16 protein-coding genes are annotated in these 18,197 nt (G+C 43.0%); 6 read left to right on the forward strand and 10 right to left on the reverse strand.

The window, feature by feature from the left end; genetic code table 11:
- Positions 1-16 precede the first annotated feature (16 nt).
- The 4 genes from ACXACS_RS05910 to ACXACS_RS05925 all read left to right on the forward strand — a co-directional run bounded on the left by ACXACS_RS05910 (position 17) and on the right by ACXACS_RS05925 (position 6,401).
- Entirely contained in the window at positions 17-2,737 is a 2,721-nt protein-coding gene (locus ACXACS_RS05910) for a TonB-dependent receptor plug domain-containing protein (protein WP_474805092.1), read from the forward strand.
- Positions 2,728-3,798 (forward strand): cytochrome-c peroxidase, encoded by a 1,071-nt coding sequence (locus tag ACXACS_RS05915; protein ID WP_474805094.1) that lies wholly within the window; start codon positions 2,728-2,730, stop codon positions 3,796-3,798. The genes ACXACS_RS05910 and ACXACS_RS05915 overlap by 10 nt, the downstream gene beginning before the upstream one ends.
- A gap of 241 nt (positions 3,799-4,039) precedes the next feature.
- Complete coding sequence (locus tag ACXACS_RS05920) at positions 4,040-5,893, forward strand: DUF6152 family protein (RefSeq protein WP_474805096.1); 1,854 nt, start codon at positions 4,040-4,042, stop codon at positions 5,891-5,893.
- A gap of 10 nt (positions 5,894-5,903) precedes the next feature.
- Positions 5,904-6,401, forward strand: coding sequence for a DUF6644 family protein (locus ACXACS_RS05925; protein ID WP_474805098.1), 498 nt, complete (start codon positions 5,904-5,906; stop codon positions 6,399-6,401).
- Between the two features lie 74 nt (positions 6,402-6,475).
- Here the strand turns inward: ACXACS_RS05925 and ACXACS_RS05930 are convergent, their stop codons facing one another.
- Positions 6,476-7,648: an AI-2E family transporter gene (locus tag ACXACS_RS05930; protein ID WP_474805100.1), complete on the reverse strand. Its 1,173-nt coding sequence runs from the start codon at positions 7,646-7,648 to the stop codon at positions 6,476-6,478.
- A gap of 212 nt (positions 7,649-7,860) precedes the next feature.
- Between ACXACS_RS05930 and ACXACS_RS05935 the strand changes: the two genes are divergently transcribed.
- Positions 7,861-8,949 carry a Gfo/Idh/MocA family protein gene (locus ACXACS_RS05935; RefSeq protein WP_474805102.1) on the forward strand — a complete coding sequence of 363 codons (1,089 nt, stop codon included), beginning with the start codon at positions 7,861-7,863 and terminating at the stop codon, positions 8,947-8,949.
- 127 nt (positions 8,950-9,076) lie between these two features.
- On the opposite strand, the gene ACXACS_RS05940 is transcribed toward ACXACS_RS05935, so the two are convergent.
- The 9 genes from ACXACS_RS05940 to ACXACS_RS05980 form a co-directional block, all read right to left on the reverse strand.
- Positions 9,077-10,150 (reverse strand): ADP-ribosylglycohydrolase family protein, encoded by a 1,074-nt coding sequence (locus ACXACS_RS05940; protein ID WP_474805103.1) that lies wholly within the window; start codon positions 10,148-10,150, stop codon positions 9,077-9,079.
- A 92-nt stretch (positions 10,151-10,242) separates the two neighbouring features.
- Positions 10,243-11,031, reverse strand: coding sequence for a lipase family protein (locus ACXACS_RS05945; RefSeq protein WP_474805105.1), 789 nt, complete (start codon positions 11,029-11,031; stop codon positions 10,243-10,245).
- 199 nt (positions 11,032-11,230) lie between these two features.
- A complete protein-coding gene (locus tag ACXACS_RS05950) occupies positions 11,231-11,587 on the reverse strand; it encodes a RidA family protein (protein WP_474805107.1) in 357 nt (118 codons plus the stop codon).
- Between the two features lie 124 nt (positions 11,588-11,711).
- Positions 11,712-13,544, reverse strand: a complete 1,833-nt coding sequence (locus ACXACS_RS05955) for a lipoprotein N-acyltransferase Lnb domain-containing protein (RefSeq protein WP_474805109.1) — start codon at positions 13,542-13,544, stop codon at positions 11,712-11,714.
- 3 nt (positions 13,545-13,547) lie between these two features.
- Complete coding sequence (locus tag ACXACS_RS05960) at positions 13,548-13,904, reverse strand: hypothetical protein (RefSeq protein ID WP_039223413.1); 357 nt, start codon at positions 13,902-13,904, stop codon at positions 13,548-13,550.
- A gap of 218 nt (positions 13,905-14,122) precedes the next feature.
- On the reverse strand, positions 14,123-14,497 hold the full coding sequence (locus ACXACS_RS05965) for a cupin domain-containing protein (protein WP_156086905.1): 375 nt from the start codon (positions 14,495-14,497) through the stop codon (positions 14,123-14,125).
- 8 nt (positions 14,498-14,505) lie between these two features.
- The gene (locus tag ACXACS_RS05970; RefSeq protein WP_156086904.1) at positions 14,506-15,048 is read right to left on the reverse strand and encodes a redoxin domain-containing protein; all 543 of its coding nucleotides are present in this window, start codon (positions 15,046-15,048) and stop codon (positions 14,506-14,508) included.
- A 9-nt stretch (positions 15,049-15,057) separates the two neighbouring features.
- Complete coding sequence (locus ACXACS_RS05975) at positions 15,058-15,654, reverse strand: NAD(P)H-dependent oxidoreductase (protein ID WP_474805112.1); 597 nt, start codon at positions 15,652-15,654, stop codon at positions 15,058-15,060.
- A gap of 261 nt (positions 15,655-15,915) precedes the next feature.
- The gene (locus ACXACS_RS05980; protein WP_474805114.1) at positions 15,916-16,824 is read right to left on the reverse strand and encodes a LysR family transcriptional regulator; all 909 of its coding nucleotides are present in this window, start codon (positions 16,822-16,824) and stop codon (positions 15,916-15,918) included.
- Positions 16,825-16,912: 88 nt separating this feature from the next.
- Here ACXACS_RS05980 and ACXACS_RS05985 point away from each other — a divergent pair, with 88 nt between their 5' ends.
- Positions 16,913-17,929, forward strand: coding sequence for a Gfo/Idh/MocA family protein (locus ACXACS_RS05985; protein WP_474805116.1), 1,017 nt, complete (start codon positions 16,913-16,915; stop codon positions 17,927-17,929).
- The last annotated feature ends 268 nt before the right edge of the window (positions 17,930-18,197 follow it).

Below are 18,197 nucleotides of genomic sequence, written 5' to 3' on the forward strand. Positions count from 1 at the left end.
CACAAGGTAACTTCCTATGAAATATGCAGCCCCTAGCGGGCTGCTGTTGTCGTTTTTAGCAAGCGCACCGTTTGCTAATGCCCAACAGCAGCAAGATGTAGTTGCTCCTAAGAGTGATGTTTGCATTTCTGAAGACGCATTGAACAGGATGACCGATGCTGAACGTTTGGCGTGTGTGGAAGAAAAAGAACACGCTAAAAAAGTAGAGCGTATTTTAGTTGAAGGCCGTTTTATCGGCCTACAAGTGCCAGAAGTAGAAGGCCGCTTTACGCTTGATAGAAACTTTATCGAGTATACGCCACGTACGGGCGGTGATTTTACCGAGTTACTCGGTTTATTGCCGGGCGTGGTGTTGGGCGGCGAGCAATACGACGCATCAGAGCAAGGTGAAATTAAGGCGCAACGCGTTTCAATAATGGGCGCTGAAGCATGGCAGACCGGGTTCTTTCTTGATGGTATGAATTTCAATAGCCGTCAAGATCCAAGCTCTTATCGTTCAAATACAACGCTTATAAATGATGTAGAGGGTACAACCCAAACCTTTAATATTAATCAGCAAATTATAGATAATATTACGGTTTACACGAACAATGTGCCGGCTCAGTACGGCAGTTTTAGTGGCGGAGTGGTAGATGTGGAAACCCGCGAAAGCTACAAAGAAACCGAGTTTGGTTTTAACTACCGCACGTCTCGAAGCGATTGGAACAGCTATAAAACCTTTTTAGCGGAAGATGTGACCGAGGGTAATGAAGAGGCACCTGATGAGCCCGCTTTCGAAAAGCAGATATTAAACGTTAATTTTGCCAAAGCACTTAACGAATACTACCACTTGCTGGTGTCGGCAAATTACACAACCAGTGAAATATCAAAGCTAAGTTTAAACCAACCGGTTGCCACCGAACGTGAGAATGCGAACGTACTTGTTAAACTGACCCAACGAAACCTGTGGGTAGACAAACTCACGCTTACGGCTAACTATTCGCCGTATACAAGTAACGATATTATAGCTAATGCTATTGATAGCGACTTTGAAATAGAGGGCGGCGGCTTCAGCAGTAGCATTAAAGTAGAGCATGGTTTTGACAAATTTGCCCTTGAATCAAAGCTTAGCTTCGCAGAAAGTTACAATACGCGCTCTGCAAACCCACATTATTATCCATGGGCTAAAGCTATTGGAAGAGAGTGGGGGATAGGCGACCCAACCCAAGAAACAGCAACGTCTAATCAAGGCGGCTACGGAGATTTAGATAAAACGCAACAAACTATCTTTTTTGATAATTTAGTCAGGTTTAATGAGTTTAATTGGTTGGATATTGAACACAGTATAAAAGCTGGTTTTCAGTACAATAATGAATCGCTTGAGCGTCAGCGATATTACGATACCTATGTGTATAACTCGCCGATTACAGGGGTGAGCAACTTAAACTGTAACGGCGCGGTGTTTGATTGCGTAGCGCTAACAACATCAATGAGCATAGAAGATTTAGAGGTACAGCTTGGTGAGCCTTTAGATTTTACAAACCCTGACCACGTATTGGCGTATTCAAATATTGTCACTGCGTCTCCCCAGTACTTCGCGTTGCGAAGCGTTTACCCAGAAGAATACATAGATGTAAATGTGCAAAATGTTTCATTTCACGTTACCGACAGTATGGATTTGGGCGATGTAACACTAAATGCTGCGCTGCGTGCTGACTACGATGATTTTCTTCAGAACTTAAATATTGCTCCTCGAATTAGTGGTGGTTACCGACTGTTTGGCGACGGGGATAAACTTATTACCTTTGGTGCAAACCGCTACTACGATACCAACTTGCTTTCATATGCAGTACGAGAAGCTCAGTTGCCCTATCAGCTGGAGCGCCGAAGTATTTCCTTAAATGGTGAACTTCAAGGTTGGTCGCCGTTATCTGGTGGCAGCGACTATCGTTACCGTTTTGATAACTTAGACACGCCTTATAACGACGAGATTGTACTTGGCTGGAAACAGGCTACCGATTGGGGGAACTATGCCATTGAGTATGTGAAACGTTGGCGTCGCGATCAGATTTCCGTTAGCGGTGACCCCGTTTATAACCCAGAAGACGGCTACTATTACCGTACTCAAACTAATAATGGTAAAGGTCAGAACGACCGTATTTCGCTTTCGTGGGCATGGCAATTTAATACCAGTAGTTTCTGGTTTAATACCACCTACCAAATAAGTGAAGAAGTCAGCTTCGACGAAGAAGACATAGATGTAGCGCCTATCGATGAGCTTATCTTTCTGCGTAGCGGAGATGAAGAGACCGGCTATACCTATGTAGAAACGACGCTCAACAATTTAAGTCTTGCTGAAACTGAATTTTCACAGCCTTTGGCGTTTAACTTAGGGTGGACGACAGGATGGACGGATACCTTTACCACCAGCTTAACAGGTTCCTATCGCCAATCGTTTGATGATTATGTTGCTACTGATGATGTACAGTCTAGCGGACAGCTTTTGCGTGTTTGCTCAATTTGTGACGGTGAAGAGGTGCTCAATGTTCCAGTGTATCAGCTGGTTAATGTTCCAAGCCGCTTCTTAGTTAATGCATCTGCTACCTGGATGCCTGAGGTAATTGGAGACCATGCGCTTCGATTTAGATTAGATGTCCAGAATCTTCTTGATTCGAGAACCTATTCGGTGGCGCCGGGTGAATCAGGTATCGAAACAGGTCGTTCAATTTGGTTTGAAGTAGGTTATCAATGGCATTAAGGGTTATCCCACTAATTGTTTGTGCTCTTTTGGCGTTTTCGACGTTCGCCAATGACAACTTAAGGCACATGTACGCAAAGCCGATAAAAAGTTGGCCAACAGCAGAAACCGCTGACGGCCAGCCTGCTGCTGCCCTAGCTCCATTAAACCCCAAAGCGCCTTTGGCGACCGCCCAGCAGATTGCATTGGGAAAAATGTTATTCAACGACCCGCTGTTATCTCGTGATAACAGTGTTAGTTGTGCAAGTTGCCATTTAAGCGAACGTGACTTTCAAGATGGCAAGCGAAGTGCTACTGGAGTTAGAGAACAAGTGGGAAGACGGAATACGCCACCTATTTTTGGTATTGATCACTGGGAAAGCTTTTTTTGGGATGGGCGTGCCCAGAGCGCCACTGAGCAAGCACTAAAGCCTATTGAAAACCCAATAGAAATGGATTTACCTATTGCGGACGCACTAAAGCGGTTAAATGAATCTGAGGTTTACCCCAGTTTGTTCAAAAACGCATATGGAAGAGAAGATATAACATCGCCTATGCTTGCAATGGCGTTAGTGGCATTTGAAAGAACTATTCCACCACCAAACAGTAAGTACCAGCAATTCATTACTTTTGCTGAAACGTCGCCAGAGAAAGCGCAAAGCATGCTATCTGACTCCGAGCTTCAAGGGTTACATCTTTTCAGAACTAAAGCGCAATGCATGACCTGCCACGAAGGCGCGCTACTTAGTGATAACGAGTTTCACGTAACAGGGTTTCATCTATATGGCAGACGCTTTGAGGACTTAGGAAGAAGTGAGTTCACACAAGATGCTAAAGACATTGGTAAATTCAGAACACCTTCCTTACTGGGTGTTTCCAACACAGGACCTTGGATGCACAATGGATTGTTCACGCAATTTCGCCCTATGATTATGCAATATAATGCAGGTGGTTTTAGACCGAAGGCTAGAGGAAGTAAAGCCAGCGACCCTTTTTTCCCCGAAACAACACCACTTATTCAACCGCTTAACTTAACGGAAGAAGAAGTTACAGCATTGGTAGAGTTTTTGAACATTCTCTAATCAAAGCAGATAGCGGAATAAATACACTTAGTAATAATAAACAATACAGCGAACACTTTTAGCCAATCACCTTATCCTCGCATAGTCGTAACTAAACCGCGGCTTTTTCAAAAAAGCCGCGTAAAATTTAATCGCTCTTTACATTCGACTTATAGCGACAGAAGAAGTCTTAATCTATTATTTACACACGTTTTCTTCGCACTTTGTGTAACCTTCCAACCCCTCGCTAATTGAATCAACAATGACACTACCAACATGCTTCTTTAAAGAAAAAAGAACTCGCAATCTATCATGCCTTTGCGTACTCATAGCTCTGTTATTTTCATTTTCAGCCTATGCTCATCACGGAAGTAGCGGACAATTCGATACCAATGCAACGGTCGAGTTTAGCGGTAACATCACTAGGGTTCGTCTTGTTAACCCACATGCTTACGTGTATTTCGACTCAATTGATGAAACCGGTAAGGTTACGAACAAACGTTGCGAATTACAGTCTGGTTCTTTGTTAAAGCGAAGAGGCTGGACTCAGTCGCTCTTTAAAACGGGTAGCTTCATTTCCATCAAGGGTTCACCAGACAGAACCGATCCTACTACTTGTTACATGAAAGAAATTACGTTTGAAAATGGCGTTGTTGCATCACGAAATAGCGAGTTTGATGAACAAGGGAATGTACTTGTAGCAAGTGAAGGGGCTTTAGAAGACGAGCCTTCCAAAGACTATCACGCTGAAGAGCATGACGAGGAAGACCATCATGATGAGGGTGATCACCATGATGAGGACGGCCATGTTGATACCACCTCTCCAGAGCAGGACGTAGAATTGAGTTCGCGTGAGCGTCTTCGCGAAGATGGTTCACTAAATATTGCCGGAAACTGGGCTATGGTTCGCGCGGGCGGTGGCCCTCCAGGTGGGGGAGGAGGCAGAGTTGTGTTAACGTCTGCTGGAGAAAAAGCGGTTGAAGGCGCTACATCTGCTGACAATCCTCGATATCAATGTGAGCCAACTAACATCATAATGGACTGGTGGTTCGATATGATGGTCAATCGTATTGATCAAACAGATGAACGAATCACGTTGACTTACGGCTTCATGAACTTAAAGCGTACGATTTACTTAGATGGCACTACTATTCCAAAAGACTACCAGCCTAATCGTGCCGGTTTTTCTACTGGACATTGGGAAGGCGATGAATTAGTTGTGACAACCACAGGGTTTGATGAAGGGTGGATCATGGCGCCTCTTGGGGGGAATCCTGGAGGACCGCCACCGGGAGAAGGAGGAGATCGACAAAAACGTCCACCTAGACCTGATAGTGCACAAGGTGCATCTGGTGCTGGCAGAAATGGCCCAGAGGGAAGACCAGGCCCACCTTCTCCAGCTAAGAACAGTACACAAATGACTATAGTAGAGCGCTTTACGCTAAGTGAAGATGGCACTGTTTTAACCAGAAAATATACGATAACAGACCCACTATATTTAGCGTCACCAATGGAAGGGCAAGATCAGGTAACCTTCACCAATGACAAATACATAGACTACGAATGTGAAGATCTAACCGCTGAACGAGGGTCAGACAGTTTAGGTGGGGTAGGTGTAACACGCGCCTCAGAAAAAGTTGGAGCAGGTCAATCGGTAAAACCTCTTTTGTATTGGTTAGAAGAGACAAAAATTGGAACAACGGTATCAAGCACGCAATGGGGCTATCCCATTATCCTGTCGCTGCATGCTATTGGTATGGCGATTATGGTGGGCGTTTCATTGATGTTATGTGCTCGTGTCTTAGGGTTTGCATCAACGATACCGCTCTCATCTTTTACTCCCTATTGGTCGATAGGCTTGATTGGTTTCGTGATTAATTTTCTATCGGGGTCAGCTTTGTTTTTCGGTAACGCTTCCGAACTTTATTTCAACTTAGCTTTTCGAGTAAAAATTGTAATGGTCATTTTGGGACTTACTTTTACTAAGTTGATGGTCAAAAAAGCGATGTCATCACCAAGCGAAAACGATAAAAGGCATAAAACGCTGGCTGTCGTCGCACTGCTTTGTTGGGTGTTTGCTATTATTGCTGGCCGCTTGATTGGCTACACAGGTTAGGGGCGTAAAAATGAATACTTTTCTATCCACAGTGATCGATACATTACAATCAAGCCAGCTTAATCATTTCGTTATGGACAATGCCGCAGTATTTCCAATATTAGAAATGGCACATTTTTTAGGTTTAAGCATGCTTTTTGGGGCTTTACTTGTCGTCGATTTAAGGCTTGTAGGTGTTGCCAAAAAAATTCCGCTAAACAATGTTGAGTTGTTTCTCCGTTTTGCCCTTATCGGTTTCGCTATTAATTTGATTTCGGGTGTTTTATTTGTAGTAGGCGACCCTGGACGATACCTAGTTAACCTTGCTTTCGGGCTTAAGATGCTGGCTATTGGGCTAGCCGGTGTTAATACGATTTACTTTGTAAAAAGAGTAAAACCGCAACTACATAAGACTCACCAGCCACCAACGATAGGCAAAGAAGCAGCGGTAGTGGCCTGGTTATCCCTAGCGCTTTGGTTGAGCGTTATTGTATTAGGTCGCTTCATTCCTTATGTAGAAACACCTTAAATAAAACTCATTTATTAAATCTTTCCATATTTTCATTGCAACGGAAGTCGTATTTTTAGCAAGATAAGAAGGTGTTACTTCGACTCAATAAGCCTTATCCAGTGGTTAAACACCCCTAAGTTTGCCAGTATTATTTTCACACACATTAAGATAGGTACAGCAAGCAACACACCAATTACGCCCCACAACCAACCTGTTATTGCTATCCAAATTATAATAATGAGTGGATTAAGCTGCATACTTCGTCCTAAAACAGCCGGTGTGATCAACTGAGACTCGGTGATATTTAAAATAAGAAAGACCCCCGCGGGTAAAAATACACTACTTGTAAGCCCAAACTGAACGAGCCCTACAACAAGAAGTACAACGCAGCTTGCAATGCCACCTAAATAGGGTACGAAGTTCATTAAAGCGACCAGTGCCCCCCACAATAAGGCATCTTCGATACCAAAGTAATGAAATGCGCCTGCAGTAGCCAGCCCTAAACAAGTATTTATAATACTAATCGTTACTATGTATGAAGAGAGTTCTCGTTGAATTTGATCGACTAACACTAATGCTCGCCTCTTATCCGTAACCACGGGGAAGTCTCTTATGAAAACGTGAAACAGGTTAGGACCAAAAACTAACAAGAAAAAGATTAATACTACACAGCCCAGCATTTGCGCTAGTAAAAAAGGCGCGCTACTAAAAAGCGTTAAACCCATATCAATACCGGTTTGCTTAATTTTGTCGGTCACTGAATTTGTTTTATCAGACTGAGTCTCCGGAATATCGGGTTCATCCTTGTCGCCAAACCAATCAAAAATCGAAGACTCTTTTCTTTCGGGCTCGGCCTCGGGAGGAGGTGGAGGGGTAGTAAAGGCGTCAATACTGCTACTAATTTCTTCTATCTCTTCCGTTATTTCGGCGGCTATTTTAGGAAGGGAGTGTAGCCAACGTTCAGCAGGCTCAGCGAGCTGTACTGATAACAAAGTAAAGGGTGCTACCAACAGTACAATTAGAGCGCCAGCCGAAATTGTCCGTGGCACATATACCTTTCTAGCAATGGCGACAAGTGGGCTGAGTAGTAAGGCTATAAAAGCTGAAAAGAACAGTGGAATTAGAAGTGATTTCGCTAAATACATGGTGTAAATAAAGGCGAAGATCACCAGGGTGTTCAGCAACTTAGTTTGCTTGGCTATTTTAGGGTACGCACCAGTTAAATTCTTTCGTTGTTGTTCGTTAGTAGAGCCAGCGTTATCCATGTCTTAGCCTTGGGTGAGAAGCGAAATTTGCGCGATTTTTTCGTCAATCTTGAAGAAGAAAGAGTATAAATATTACGAAAATTTCATGTTTAAAGTTCAATTCCTTCAAACCCTAGTCTTCTTATCTTCTTTGGCAATAGATGGGTGATCTGTATAGACAAGTAAAGCACTATTAAAAGCATACATGGATTATTGTCTAATGGAGAGGGCTAATGCCTCGTATTACTCGTCGTCACTTCCTTCAAATAGCGGGTTCAGGATTACTCGTTGCCCACAGCCCTTATTTACTCGCTCAGACACCTAAGAAGAAACTAGGCATAGCCTTGCTTGGTTTAGGCAATTACAGCACAAATTTATTAGCGCCAGCGCTACAGCACACCAAGCATTGCGAGCTGCGAGGCATCATCACGGGTAGCGAGGAAAAAATTCCCAAGTGGCAAAGAAAGTACGGCATTAAAGACGCCAACGTATATACATACGGCTCTATGGCTGAAATAGCCAATAACGACGATATCGACGTTATCTATGTCGTTACCCCCACAGGTACGCATAAAAACTTCGCAGTGCAAGCCGCAAATACGGGGAAACACGTGTGGTGTGAAAAGCCAATGGCCATGGATAGTGAGGAGTGCCAGGCCATCATCAATGCCTGTAGTAAAAATAATGTGACCCTGTCTATTGGTTATCGCATGCAGCACGAACCTAATACCCGCACTTTTCATCAATACCTCGAAACGAAACCCTACGGAGATATAACTGCCGTGTCGAGCTTCGCCGGTTATGCGGGGCAGGGTAGACCAGCTGACAACTGGCGTATGAAAAAGCATATGGGAGGCGGTGCTCTTTATGACATGGGCGTTTATGCAATAAACAGTGCGCGCTTTTTAACGGGGCGAGAGCCCTTGTCTGTTATCGGCAGCCATCCTCCACAACGTTTCCCAAACAAGTTTACTGAAGTTGATGAAACTACCTTATTCACTATGGACTTTGGTAACGGGCTGGTGGCGGATTGCGGCACTAGCGTAGTAAAAGGGTTGAATCATTTTAAAGCAGACTGTGAAGACGGTTGGTATCAATTAAAACCTATGCAGAGCTACAACGGTGTTACGGGTACAACATCTGATGGGAAAACACTGCCACCTGTTGACGGCATGCAGCAAACACTTCAAATGGATAACGACGCCCTAGCCATATTAACTGGGCGACAGCCAATGGTACCTGGTAGTGAAGGGCTTGCTGATATAAAAATTGTAAACGCTATATTTGACGCTGCGAAAACTGGTCAAATGGTTAGGCTGTAAGGTTTTATCACAAAGTTAATTAGGGTAAAGCGAACATCATTAATTAGTAGCTTACAATGCGCTCAGTTAGACATTCGCTTCGCCCTGAAAGTACACAGCCTTAAACTACAATACTTTTATATCCTAATTATTCCTCGGCGAGCGAATCGATCAGCGAATTTAGCTTTTTCGCGTCGGTTAACTCGCTAAACCATGAAGTTATCTCGACCCCGTGCATTAAACCTAGTATGGCCCCTAAAACAAAACCGCGATGCACGTTGTCACCGCCCACGTTAGTGTTTGCCATCAGTGCTTTTTTCGGATTATCTGCGTAGCGGTATGCGAAATACAAAACGGCGGGCCAGGCGTCTGAGATATAACACGCTGGCGAATACATGCGCCCTACAACTTCAATATCGCTTTTGTTTTTTGCCGTAAGGGACGGCAAGTTCAACCCTGCTGAGTTACGCGCAATTTCATCTAAAATGTCTTTGGGTGATTCATCTTGGCGGTGAACCAATTTGTATATCAGCTCTACATAGTGATCACAGACTGAAGCTAACGACTCATCGGGATGAGTTAGATACAAATGTTCACGGCACAGGTGTTTGATATCGCTAAACGCGTTATTTTTAGCTGCTTCTACTATCGCTAAAGGTGTTACTGATACAAAAGCCCCTATCGAAGCTGTATCGTGGGTAACCGCTCCACATTTTTCTGCGGGAATGCCTTGCTCAAGATTTGCGAAAAAACCTCTGTGATAAGACTCGGCGTATGTGTCAGGGTGTTTAGGAGCATCGGCGCGCATAAAGCTGATGTATTGGTTTAAAAATTCATCTGAATCATAGCCCTTAAGAGCACATGCTAGGACGATGTGCGCACAGTGGGCATTAAGCGTATTTTCACCAGCTTTCATTCCCTGATGGTAATGCACATTGTCTTTACCCCAGTACTGTCTTTTTCCTTTTAGAATGACCTCACCCACAATTTCTTTTTGGCTAGCTGATGCTTTGTTTGCACGACCACCTTGTTGTGTGGAATGCAGCGACATTATTGAAGAAGGGTGGAACGTAGGAGCATCTTCAAATTGTTCGATACCTAGTGGAAAGGCTTTATAGATATCAGCAGGGTTGTAAAACCAGTGTACCGGCATTGCGAGTGCGTCGCCGATGAATGCGTTTTTGAGTGCCGCTTTCGCTCGCTCGATCTTTATTGAAGCCATATATTCTTTCTCCTGCCAACAAAGCAGTATAGGTGGAAATGTGTGTAGTAAACTGTTTTAAACTACGCACAAATGGCTAAAAATGATCGCTTTCAATGCTCGTCAAAAAGCGACTTATTGCGAATATATTTCCGCATGTAGTGGTAGGTAATAGGGCGCAACAACCAGCTTTTAAGAGACATTAAAAATCGCCTGTGAGTAGGCGTGTTTTCATAAATTTTATCATCATGCAGCCACAGCATTTTACCCACATGCCAGAAGTAAAAAGGGAAGGGAGGCATAAAGGTAATAACGTCTAGGTCGCAGCAAATGCGATACGTTCGATGATGTAACAAGTAATGCTTGTACCAAGAGCGGGTGCCAACAGCAGGTTGCCCAAAGGTAACCACTCTTTTTACTGACTTAGGGAACCGTCTTTCGAAATAATCGGCCATGAGCACGGCGACCGCACCACCGGATGAGTGACCGATGAACGAAAACCGTTTGCCTTGTGCGCGAAGTGGCTCTAGTACTTTTACGAGTAGTTCTCTGAGTGGTAAGGCGTCATCAGAGGTTTTTGTACTTGAATACATTGGCTGCGCAAGTAATCGGGCAAACCCCCAGTGGACAAAGAAACATCTATTTAATTGGTGCAACTTATAGGGGATGAAAAATAAGTTAGCAAACCAATCTTTGAAGCCTAAGGAACCTCGAAAAACGATGATGACTTCTTTTTTGTTCTCAACCCACAATATCCTTACGCTCATTCTGCCATACTTGTCGACAAGATGACGTTCATGAAAAGGGTCGAGTATTTTTTCGTATTGCGCGTCGGCATCGGGGTAGGCGAGTTGACAGAGGATGGCATATCGTTCGTATTGATAGCGTTTCAATTTCTTCATGAAAACTCATATCGGAGCAATGTGCATTTTGAGATAGTGCTTTTGACAGCACTTTCAGAGAACCTTATACGCTATAGGATATTTATTTCAGAGATATGACGGCGAGAAAAATTTGGATAAGTTTAGCATGGAAGGGCTCTATGCAATTGCGGTATATCATCAATCATAGAGCCTTAGAATCCGTTCTTGCTTTTAATGCTTAGACTGCAATCTCAGCAGCAACAACAGAGATTTCTACGAGCAGAGCGTCGCGTGCCATATCGGCAGTAACACAAGCTCGCGCTGGGGCGTAACCCTCTGGTACCCAGTTGTCCCACACCTCATTCATTTTCGCAAAATCATCCATGGTCTTAAGGTAGATGGTCGCTGAAAGCATATGCTTTCTATCGCTTCCCGCTTGAACAAGTAAGTTATCCACTTTATCAAGCATGGTTTGAGTTTGGTGGGTAATATCTTGCGTGGCATCTGCGCATACTTGCCCGCATAAGTAGATAACGCCATTGTGCTTCACAATGCGACTCATGCGCTGCTTGGTTTCCATTCGTTCGATATTCATTAATTAAAGCCTTTTAAGAAGTGAGAAGGGTTTGTGCTGAGCGACTTTAATTGGTTTGGTGGGGGACTTCAATTGTTAGGCAGCACCAAATGAAGTAACCCCAACACATCCCACTATGAGTAAATTAAAAACGATAACCCAACATAAAAGCTGCGCTAGATTCATATTCATCGGCAACTTTCTGTATATTCACTTCAAAATCTAACGCGATGTTTTCGAAACCATATTGGTGCAAGCTAAGTGATGCTGCATCGATTGGCTCATCACTTCCATATTGGTTGAAGGTCCTACTTAAGCTAATCGCCAACTTACTATTCAGTTTTGTATATGCATATAGCCCAATAACGGGTTTGGCGTACACAAATGCTTCGTCCTTGTTAGCGCCTGCACCTACTATGATGTCGCTATACACCCCTAAACCTTGCATTACTTCACGTGTTAAGCCTAACCCAAACTCCGATTGAACAATGAGTTTGCGTTTTAGCTCGCCAGTTAACACGCGATTTATTCCAATGTTAAATGATGATGACCAGTTGCTTATATTTTGTGTAACAGGTACCCGCGACACCATTTTGTAAAGCATGGCCTTGTCCATATAGATATCACCTAAGTTGTTTTGTTCTAGACCAACTCTGAACTCAACGTCGGCCAAGATAAGCTCGGTTTCACCAATCATGCTCCTGTTGTCGTCGGCTAACCTTCTTGCAACAGGAAAGGCACGAAACGCCATGAACGAACGGCTGTCTTGATGAGTGAAGCCGGCAGCAACATAACCTTCTTGCTGGCGAGTGGAAGGAACAGGAAACTCAGACACGTCTAAAGAAAGGTGGTTATATTTAGCATCAAACGCTGCAATTTCACCGGAGTTCTTTTGATATTTCTGTTCTGAAATTGTTTGAGCTGACCTAAAGTATTGATTAAGCGCCAGTGCGTATTTGGTTTCAACAAACGAAAGTGATAATGAATCTAACTGAGCATGGGCTAAATGCGAAGATATGGCAGACGCACGTTTACTGCCGATATTTTCTTCTAACGTCGTTATCTCCCACTTATTAGAAGGTACGAATTGGGTCGATGCAACGAGAGAGTTTGCTTGTGCAAACTTAACAACATCTAGAGGGGTCAACCAGCTTGCAACCTGATTTAGATGAGCAGGACGAGCAATATTTACCAACAACTGAGTAACGGTGGCACAGTTGAATATATGAAAAAAATAAGCGGGGCTCTGCTGTCCCAATTCCCATATGTAGTCTTGTACAAAGTGACGCTGCTCTTTGTTGAAATCTAGCGTGTATCGCCAAATATTTCTTTGCTCTTCATAGAGATAAAACTGCTCAAATTCTTGGTAAGGAGCAACCTTAAACACGCCTTCTTTTCCTGTCATCAATGTTTCGTACATGATGTGAGGGACGTTTAAAGAGTCTAATTCTGTAAAAAACGTAATACCGTGCTTAACGGGAATGCCTTTATCGTTAGTTCCATCTAGACGAAGCATAATATGCCCCATCATAGAGCTCGCAGATGTAACATTTTCTGAGGCATAAATTAGTTTGATACTATCGGCCGGAACACTTTCAACAAATTTGCGATATTCTGCGCAGTGCACGACAGGTGTAATAGATGCAAACTCGGGTATGTAGCGCTTGAGCAGCCGTAAACGAGCAGGGTAGTTGCAAATGTTTTGGGTATTACGCTGAAAAAGGTCTATGGTAGCTTGCGCTTCGGCCAACGGGCTGACGAACGACTCTAATATATAAATAGAGGTGTCGTTAGTAATTGGCTTCCCATTTTTTAGTTGTAACAATAGGTGCCACAACGGGTCGTTAGCTATTTGCTGTAACGTTGCGCTATCAACTTTTGAGTAGCTAGTTTGAGTAACGTCACTGGCCGTGGAATTAGCTGAAAAAATCAAAAAAAAGGAAGCAAGAATGCTTCCTTTTAAAATTCGAGTAAACATATCTTATTTACAAGGTACGCTTACTGAATCTTGGTATTTCCACATTTTGTCTGAGCCGTAATCGGTAGACGAACCGAATACACCGCCACTAATAATGTTGATGAAAAACGCAGATTCGACTTCTTTGTTCAAGTTAACGTCGGTACATTTTGCATCGTCAGCAACTAGCACTTTATCTTTGTTCTCTTTCTTAACAGTAACTACACCAGGAACTGTTTGAGACATGCCATCAACAGTAACTGTAGTCGTTTCACCGCTAGTTGTTGTAACGTTTATTTTGTGTGTTTCTTCGGTAAGAATGGTGGCACAACCTGAGGTAAGAATAAGGCTTGCAGCAGCTAGTCCAATTATTTTTTTCATTATATTTCCCTTTCTGATTTTGAATGTCGAATTTTCGACGAGCGTTAATATAATGTTTACGCTATAAAAATCAAATAAAGATTGTTTCTAAATTGGTCTGCTGGTGGGAAAGGGCAAATATAAGTAAGCGTATGCGCCAAGATAATGAAGTTAGTGCCAAGTAACCCTGACACTAACCTTAAACGCGTTCCTATCACTTACTATAATCGAAGGCTTGGTTATTTAGCTTCCACAATTATTGCAGTAATCGTTGAGTCACCAATATTTTTAACTTGGTGCTCCCATTCGTCATGCCACATGACATAACCATCAGGGATTTCCAAGGTCATTGCTTTGTCAGCTGTTTTGATGATGGCTTTTCCGCCATCTTCAAAATAAACGGTTTCAGCATTGTGTTTGTGCCAAGTGTCTTCCTCGCCGGGCTGAAGCGTCATCTTTAAAACGAGCACGTTTTCGTTTTCTAAAAGAAGAGTGTAGTGCTTTGGCGATACAATATGAGCGTGTCCTGTATTGTCATCGTTCGCCATAGCGCACCCAGATAACATAGCACCCGTTGCCAAAAGGGCTGCTACGAAATTAGCCACTTTTTTCATAGAAGCTCCTATTTGTGCATACCGCGAATAGGGTAGTTGTTATCAGGGTTACGAATCCAGCCCAAACCACTTACTAATGTCTCTAACTCAGGTCTAACAAATGGGTTGTTAGAAATATCAGCGACGTGCACGTTACCTTCATTGTTCACAACAAACAGCGCGGGTTCAGAAAACGGGTGATCAGTTTCCTGAGGCGACCTTGGATCAGAGATATAAACGCCTAATTCTTCCATTTGCTCCACCGTTAAGCCGTACGCAATTGGAAAGTTAATGTCCAACCTAGGAAGGTGACTTTCAAGCTGCGCTTTACTGTCGCCAGACACTGCAATAAGGTCTACGCCAGTTTCGGCAAGATAACCTCTAACACTCTCAAGTTGATTGAGGTATCGAGTGCAAAGTGGGCAATGTTGCCCTCGGTAAACCACTATCATTTTCCAATCAAGACCGTTCTCAGGTGTCGCTAACTTTATAGTGTCGCCATTTAACAGCTTTGCTGAAATATCTGGAAAAGCAGAACCTGCATGTAACTTATTGGTGTATTCAGTACTCATGATAAATCCTTAAAAATGCTTGTTGATGTGGGCTTCAAAACGTTTGAAATCGTTTTCTACATCGGCGTTTTTCATTACGTCAAAGCTAGCGAAAGTTTCCATTGGCTTCATGCCAAAGAACTTGAAGTTCATATGCATTGGAAACAGTAAATCGTCTACAGATTTACCTTCAAAAAACTCTTCGCTGTCGTTAAATGACTCTTCTGGAGCATTGAAGGTTAAAGACATCATATATTTAACGTCGGTAAGGGTACCGCCTGTGCCGTAGTTTTTCTTCGGCGCTTCTTCAACGCGACCATCGCCGGCACATAGGGCTCCACCCATACCTGCAGTGTAAATTTCATCCATATACTTCTTGAAAGACCATGGCACACCCATCCAGTTAATTGGTGCCTGTAGAAGGACAATGTCAGCCCACTGATGATGGGCCAACTGTTCTTCAACGTTGTGTTCTTCAGTCATTGTCACTACGCGAGTGTTGTAGCCTTTAGCTTCAAGTAGCGTTACTGCTTTATCGACGAAAGATGCGTTTAGCTTGCCTTCCGAGAAAGGGTAATACTGGTGTGCATTAATAATTAGTACATTGCCTGTCTTTGTGGTGGTCATCTCAAAACTCCCAAAAATTGAAATAAATCTCGTTGTCTTCATGTGGTTTATTTTAGTAACCTTTTAACTGTTTTCAACTAGTGGTGTTTTGGTGACTATGTTGGGGACTAACTAAATATTGTATAAATTGACTTTAAATCAATTGGTTAAGTGATTAAAGAAAGTGGGTTGTTGAGCGAAGTTTATTGCAGCCTTCAAGCGCTTACTGCAACGAAGCTTATTTTTTATTGCTTCTAGGCAAGCAGTAAATTTTCACTCTATTCAATTAGACAAGACTTGGTGTATTTCATTTCTTAACCACCTTCTCATTGGGTCCTGATGCGTGCGTCCATGCCATATTTGGCTAATGTTTACCTTTGGTAAGTCAATCGGACACTCATGTATAGTTAATCTGTCAAAAGTGAAAGCATACATTTTTGCGATAGACTCCAAGCACACTAAAATGCAGTTTGTATCTTTTGCAATAAGCGGGGGCGTTAAAAAACTTGAAACGCCAGCAACAACATTTCTGGTTAAGTTTAGATTACGTAGTGCTTTATCTACTATTCCGTCAAGATCTCCGGTTAGTGTAGTGACGATATGCCTAGCGTCTAAAAAAGTGTTTAGGTCTAGTTGCGTTGTTGGGGCAAGCTTTTCGCTGCTACTTAAAACAACAAAAGACTCGTCTCTTAGTTTTTGCTGATAAAAGGTATCAGGTAACTCATTGTAAAAGCCTGCAATAGCTAAATCACATTCGCCTGTTTCCAACTCTTTTTTGGGCACTTTGCCCAAGGTATTGTGGCAGACTATCTTAAGGTTTGGTGCCTTCGTTTCTATTCGCGTTAGCAGATCAGGCAATAACAGTTGTTCAATAAAGTCTGTCGTATATATGTGAACAATATCTTCATTAAGTAAAAAGTTTTGAGATTCGAGTTGATGATATAAGCCTTCGATAGATTGAACGGCTTGCAATACGAGCGGCGCAATTTGTTCAGCTAATGGGGTTATGGTTAAGCCTCTAGCTGCCCTTACGAAAAGCGCGTCATCGAATTCATTCCTTAACTTATTTAGCTTATGGCTAAGCGCAGGTTGGCTAAGAGCCATGCGTTTAGCTGCATTGGATAAGTTCCTCTCTTCAAATAAAACCTTGAATACATAAAGTAAGTTTACGTCTTTCGTTGAGATATTCATAAATTGGATTGGTGTTATTTAAGCTATTCATTTCTTGTGATTCTAGTTCGTACTTAAACTTCCCGTCAATTAATCACTGGAGGTAAGTATGAATAAGTTACGTTTAGGTATTGTTGGTTCAGGCATGATAGCGGGTATTATCGCAAATGCAGTAAAGCAGGTAGAAAGTATTGAATTAGCAGCCGTGGCAAGTCGCCGCCCGGTTTCAGCTAAAGCATTTGCTGATGAGCATGGCATTAACCTCGTGTTTGATACATGGCAAGAGATGTTAGCGTCAGACTCGATTGATGCAATTTATGTAGCAACACCAACGGCAAGCAAAGAAGAAATTGCGATTTATGGCGCACAAAACAAAAAGCATTTGCTGGTGGAAAAGCCTTACTCAAGCGCAAAGTCACTAGAAAACATGATAAATGCTGCAAATGAGAATGGTGTTAGCTTTATGGACGCCACGCATTTCACCCATAATCCGCGGACTAAAGTCGTTAATGACATAATGGAGAAGGAAATAGGTGCACCACAAGCGGTTAGAACGTCTTTTTTCTTCCCATTCATGGATAAAACTAACATCCGTTTCGATACCTCAAAAGAACCGACAGGCGCAGTGGGTGACATGACTTGGTATTCAATGCGGGCCATTGCCGAGTATTTGAAGCCAACGGCACCGCTAAAACTAATTTCTGGCGCAATTGTTAGAGACGAGGAAACCAATGCTGTCATCCGAGGTTCGGGCGTTGCAGTGTTTGAAGATGGCAAATCGTCTACCTTTGACTTTGGCTACAACGTTGGAACGTGCCTGATGGATTTAGATATTCTGGGTCATGAGGGTGTATTTAGCATGTCTGACTATGTACTTGACTGGAAGAATGGTTTTGCATTTGATAACCAAGACCATGTTGTCGGTTTTACTAAGCGCAAAGAAATGCAGCAACCCAGCGAGCATCAATATATTGAAGCAGATTCCTCAGAAGCGCAGTCAGCCTTTATGATGAGAAATTTTGCGGCGCTAACATCAGATGTGGAATCGGCCGACAACAAGCAAGCGCAGTACCTAGCCTTGTTAACTCAGAGGTTGCTAGACGCATATTGGGATGCAGTGGCATAGAAGAGCAGACACTTAAATCCGGCCTTGATTGGTCCCAATGCGATGAAGCGAAGCTCGGCCGCCACGCTTGCGTGGCGATTTGCTGAATTCTGGACACAAAAAAACCGACTCAAAAGTCGGTTTCAGTATCTACTTCTGTAAAGAAAAAGATGGTACCAGTGGGCGGTCTTTGATTGGTCGCTACGCGATGGACCGATACTCGGCCGACACGCTATCGCTAGCAACGAATTTTGAAAAGATTGTTTTTATTTCAACCTTTAATAATCAA

The organism is Alteromonas sp. AWM4_230, from assembly GCF_056158305.1.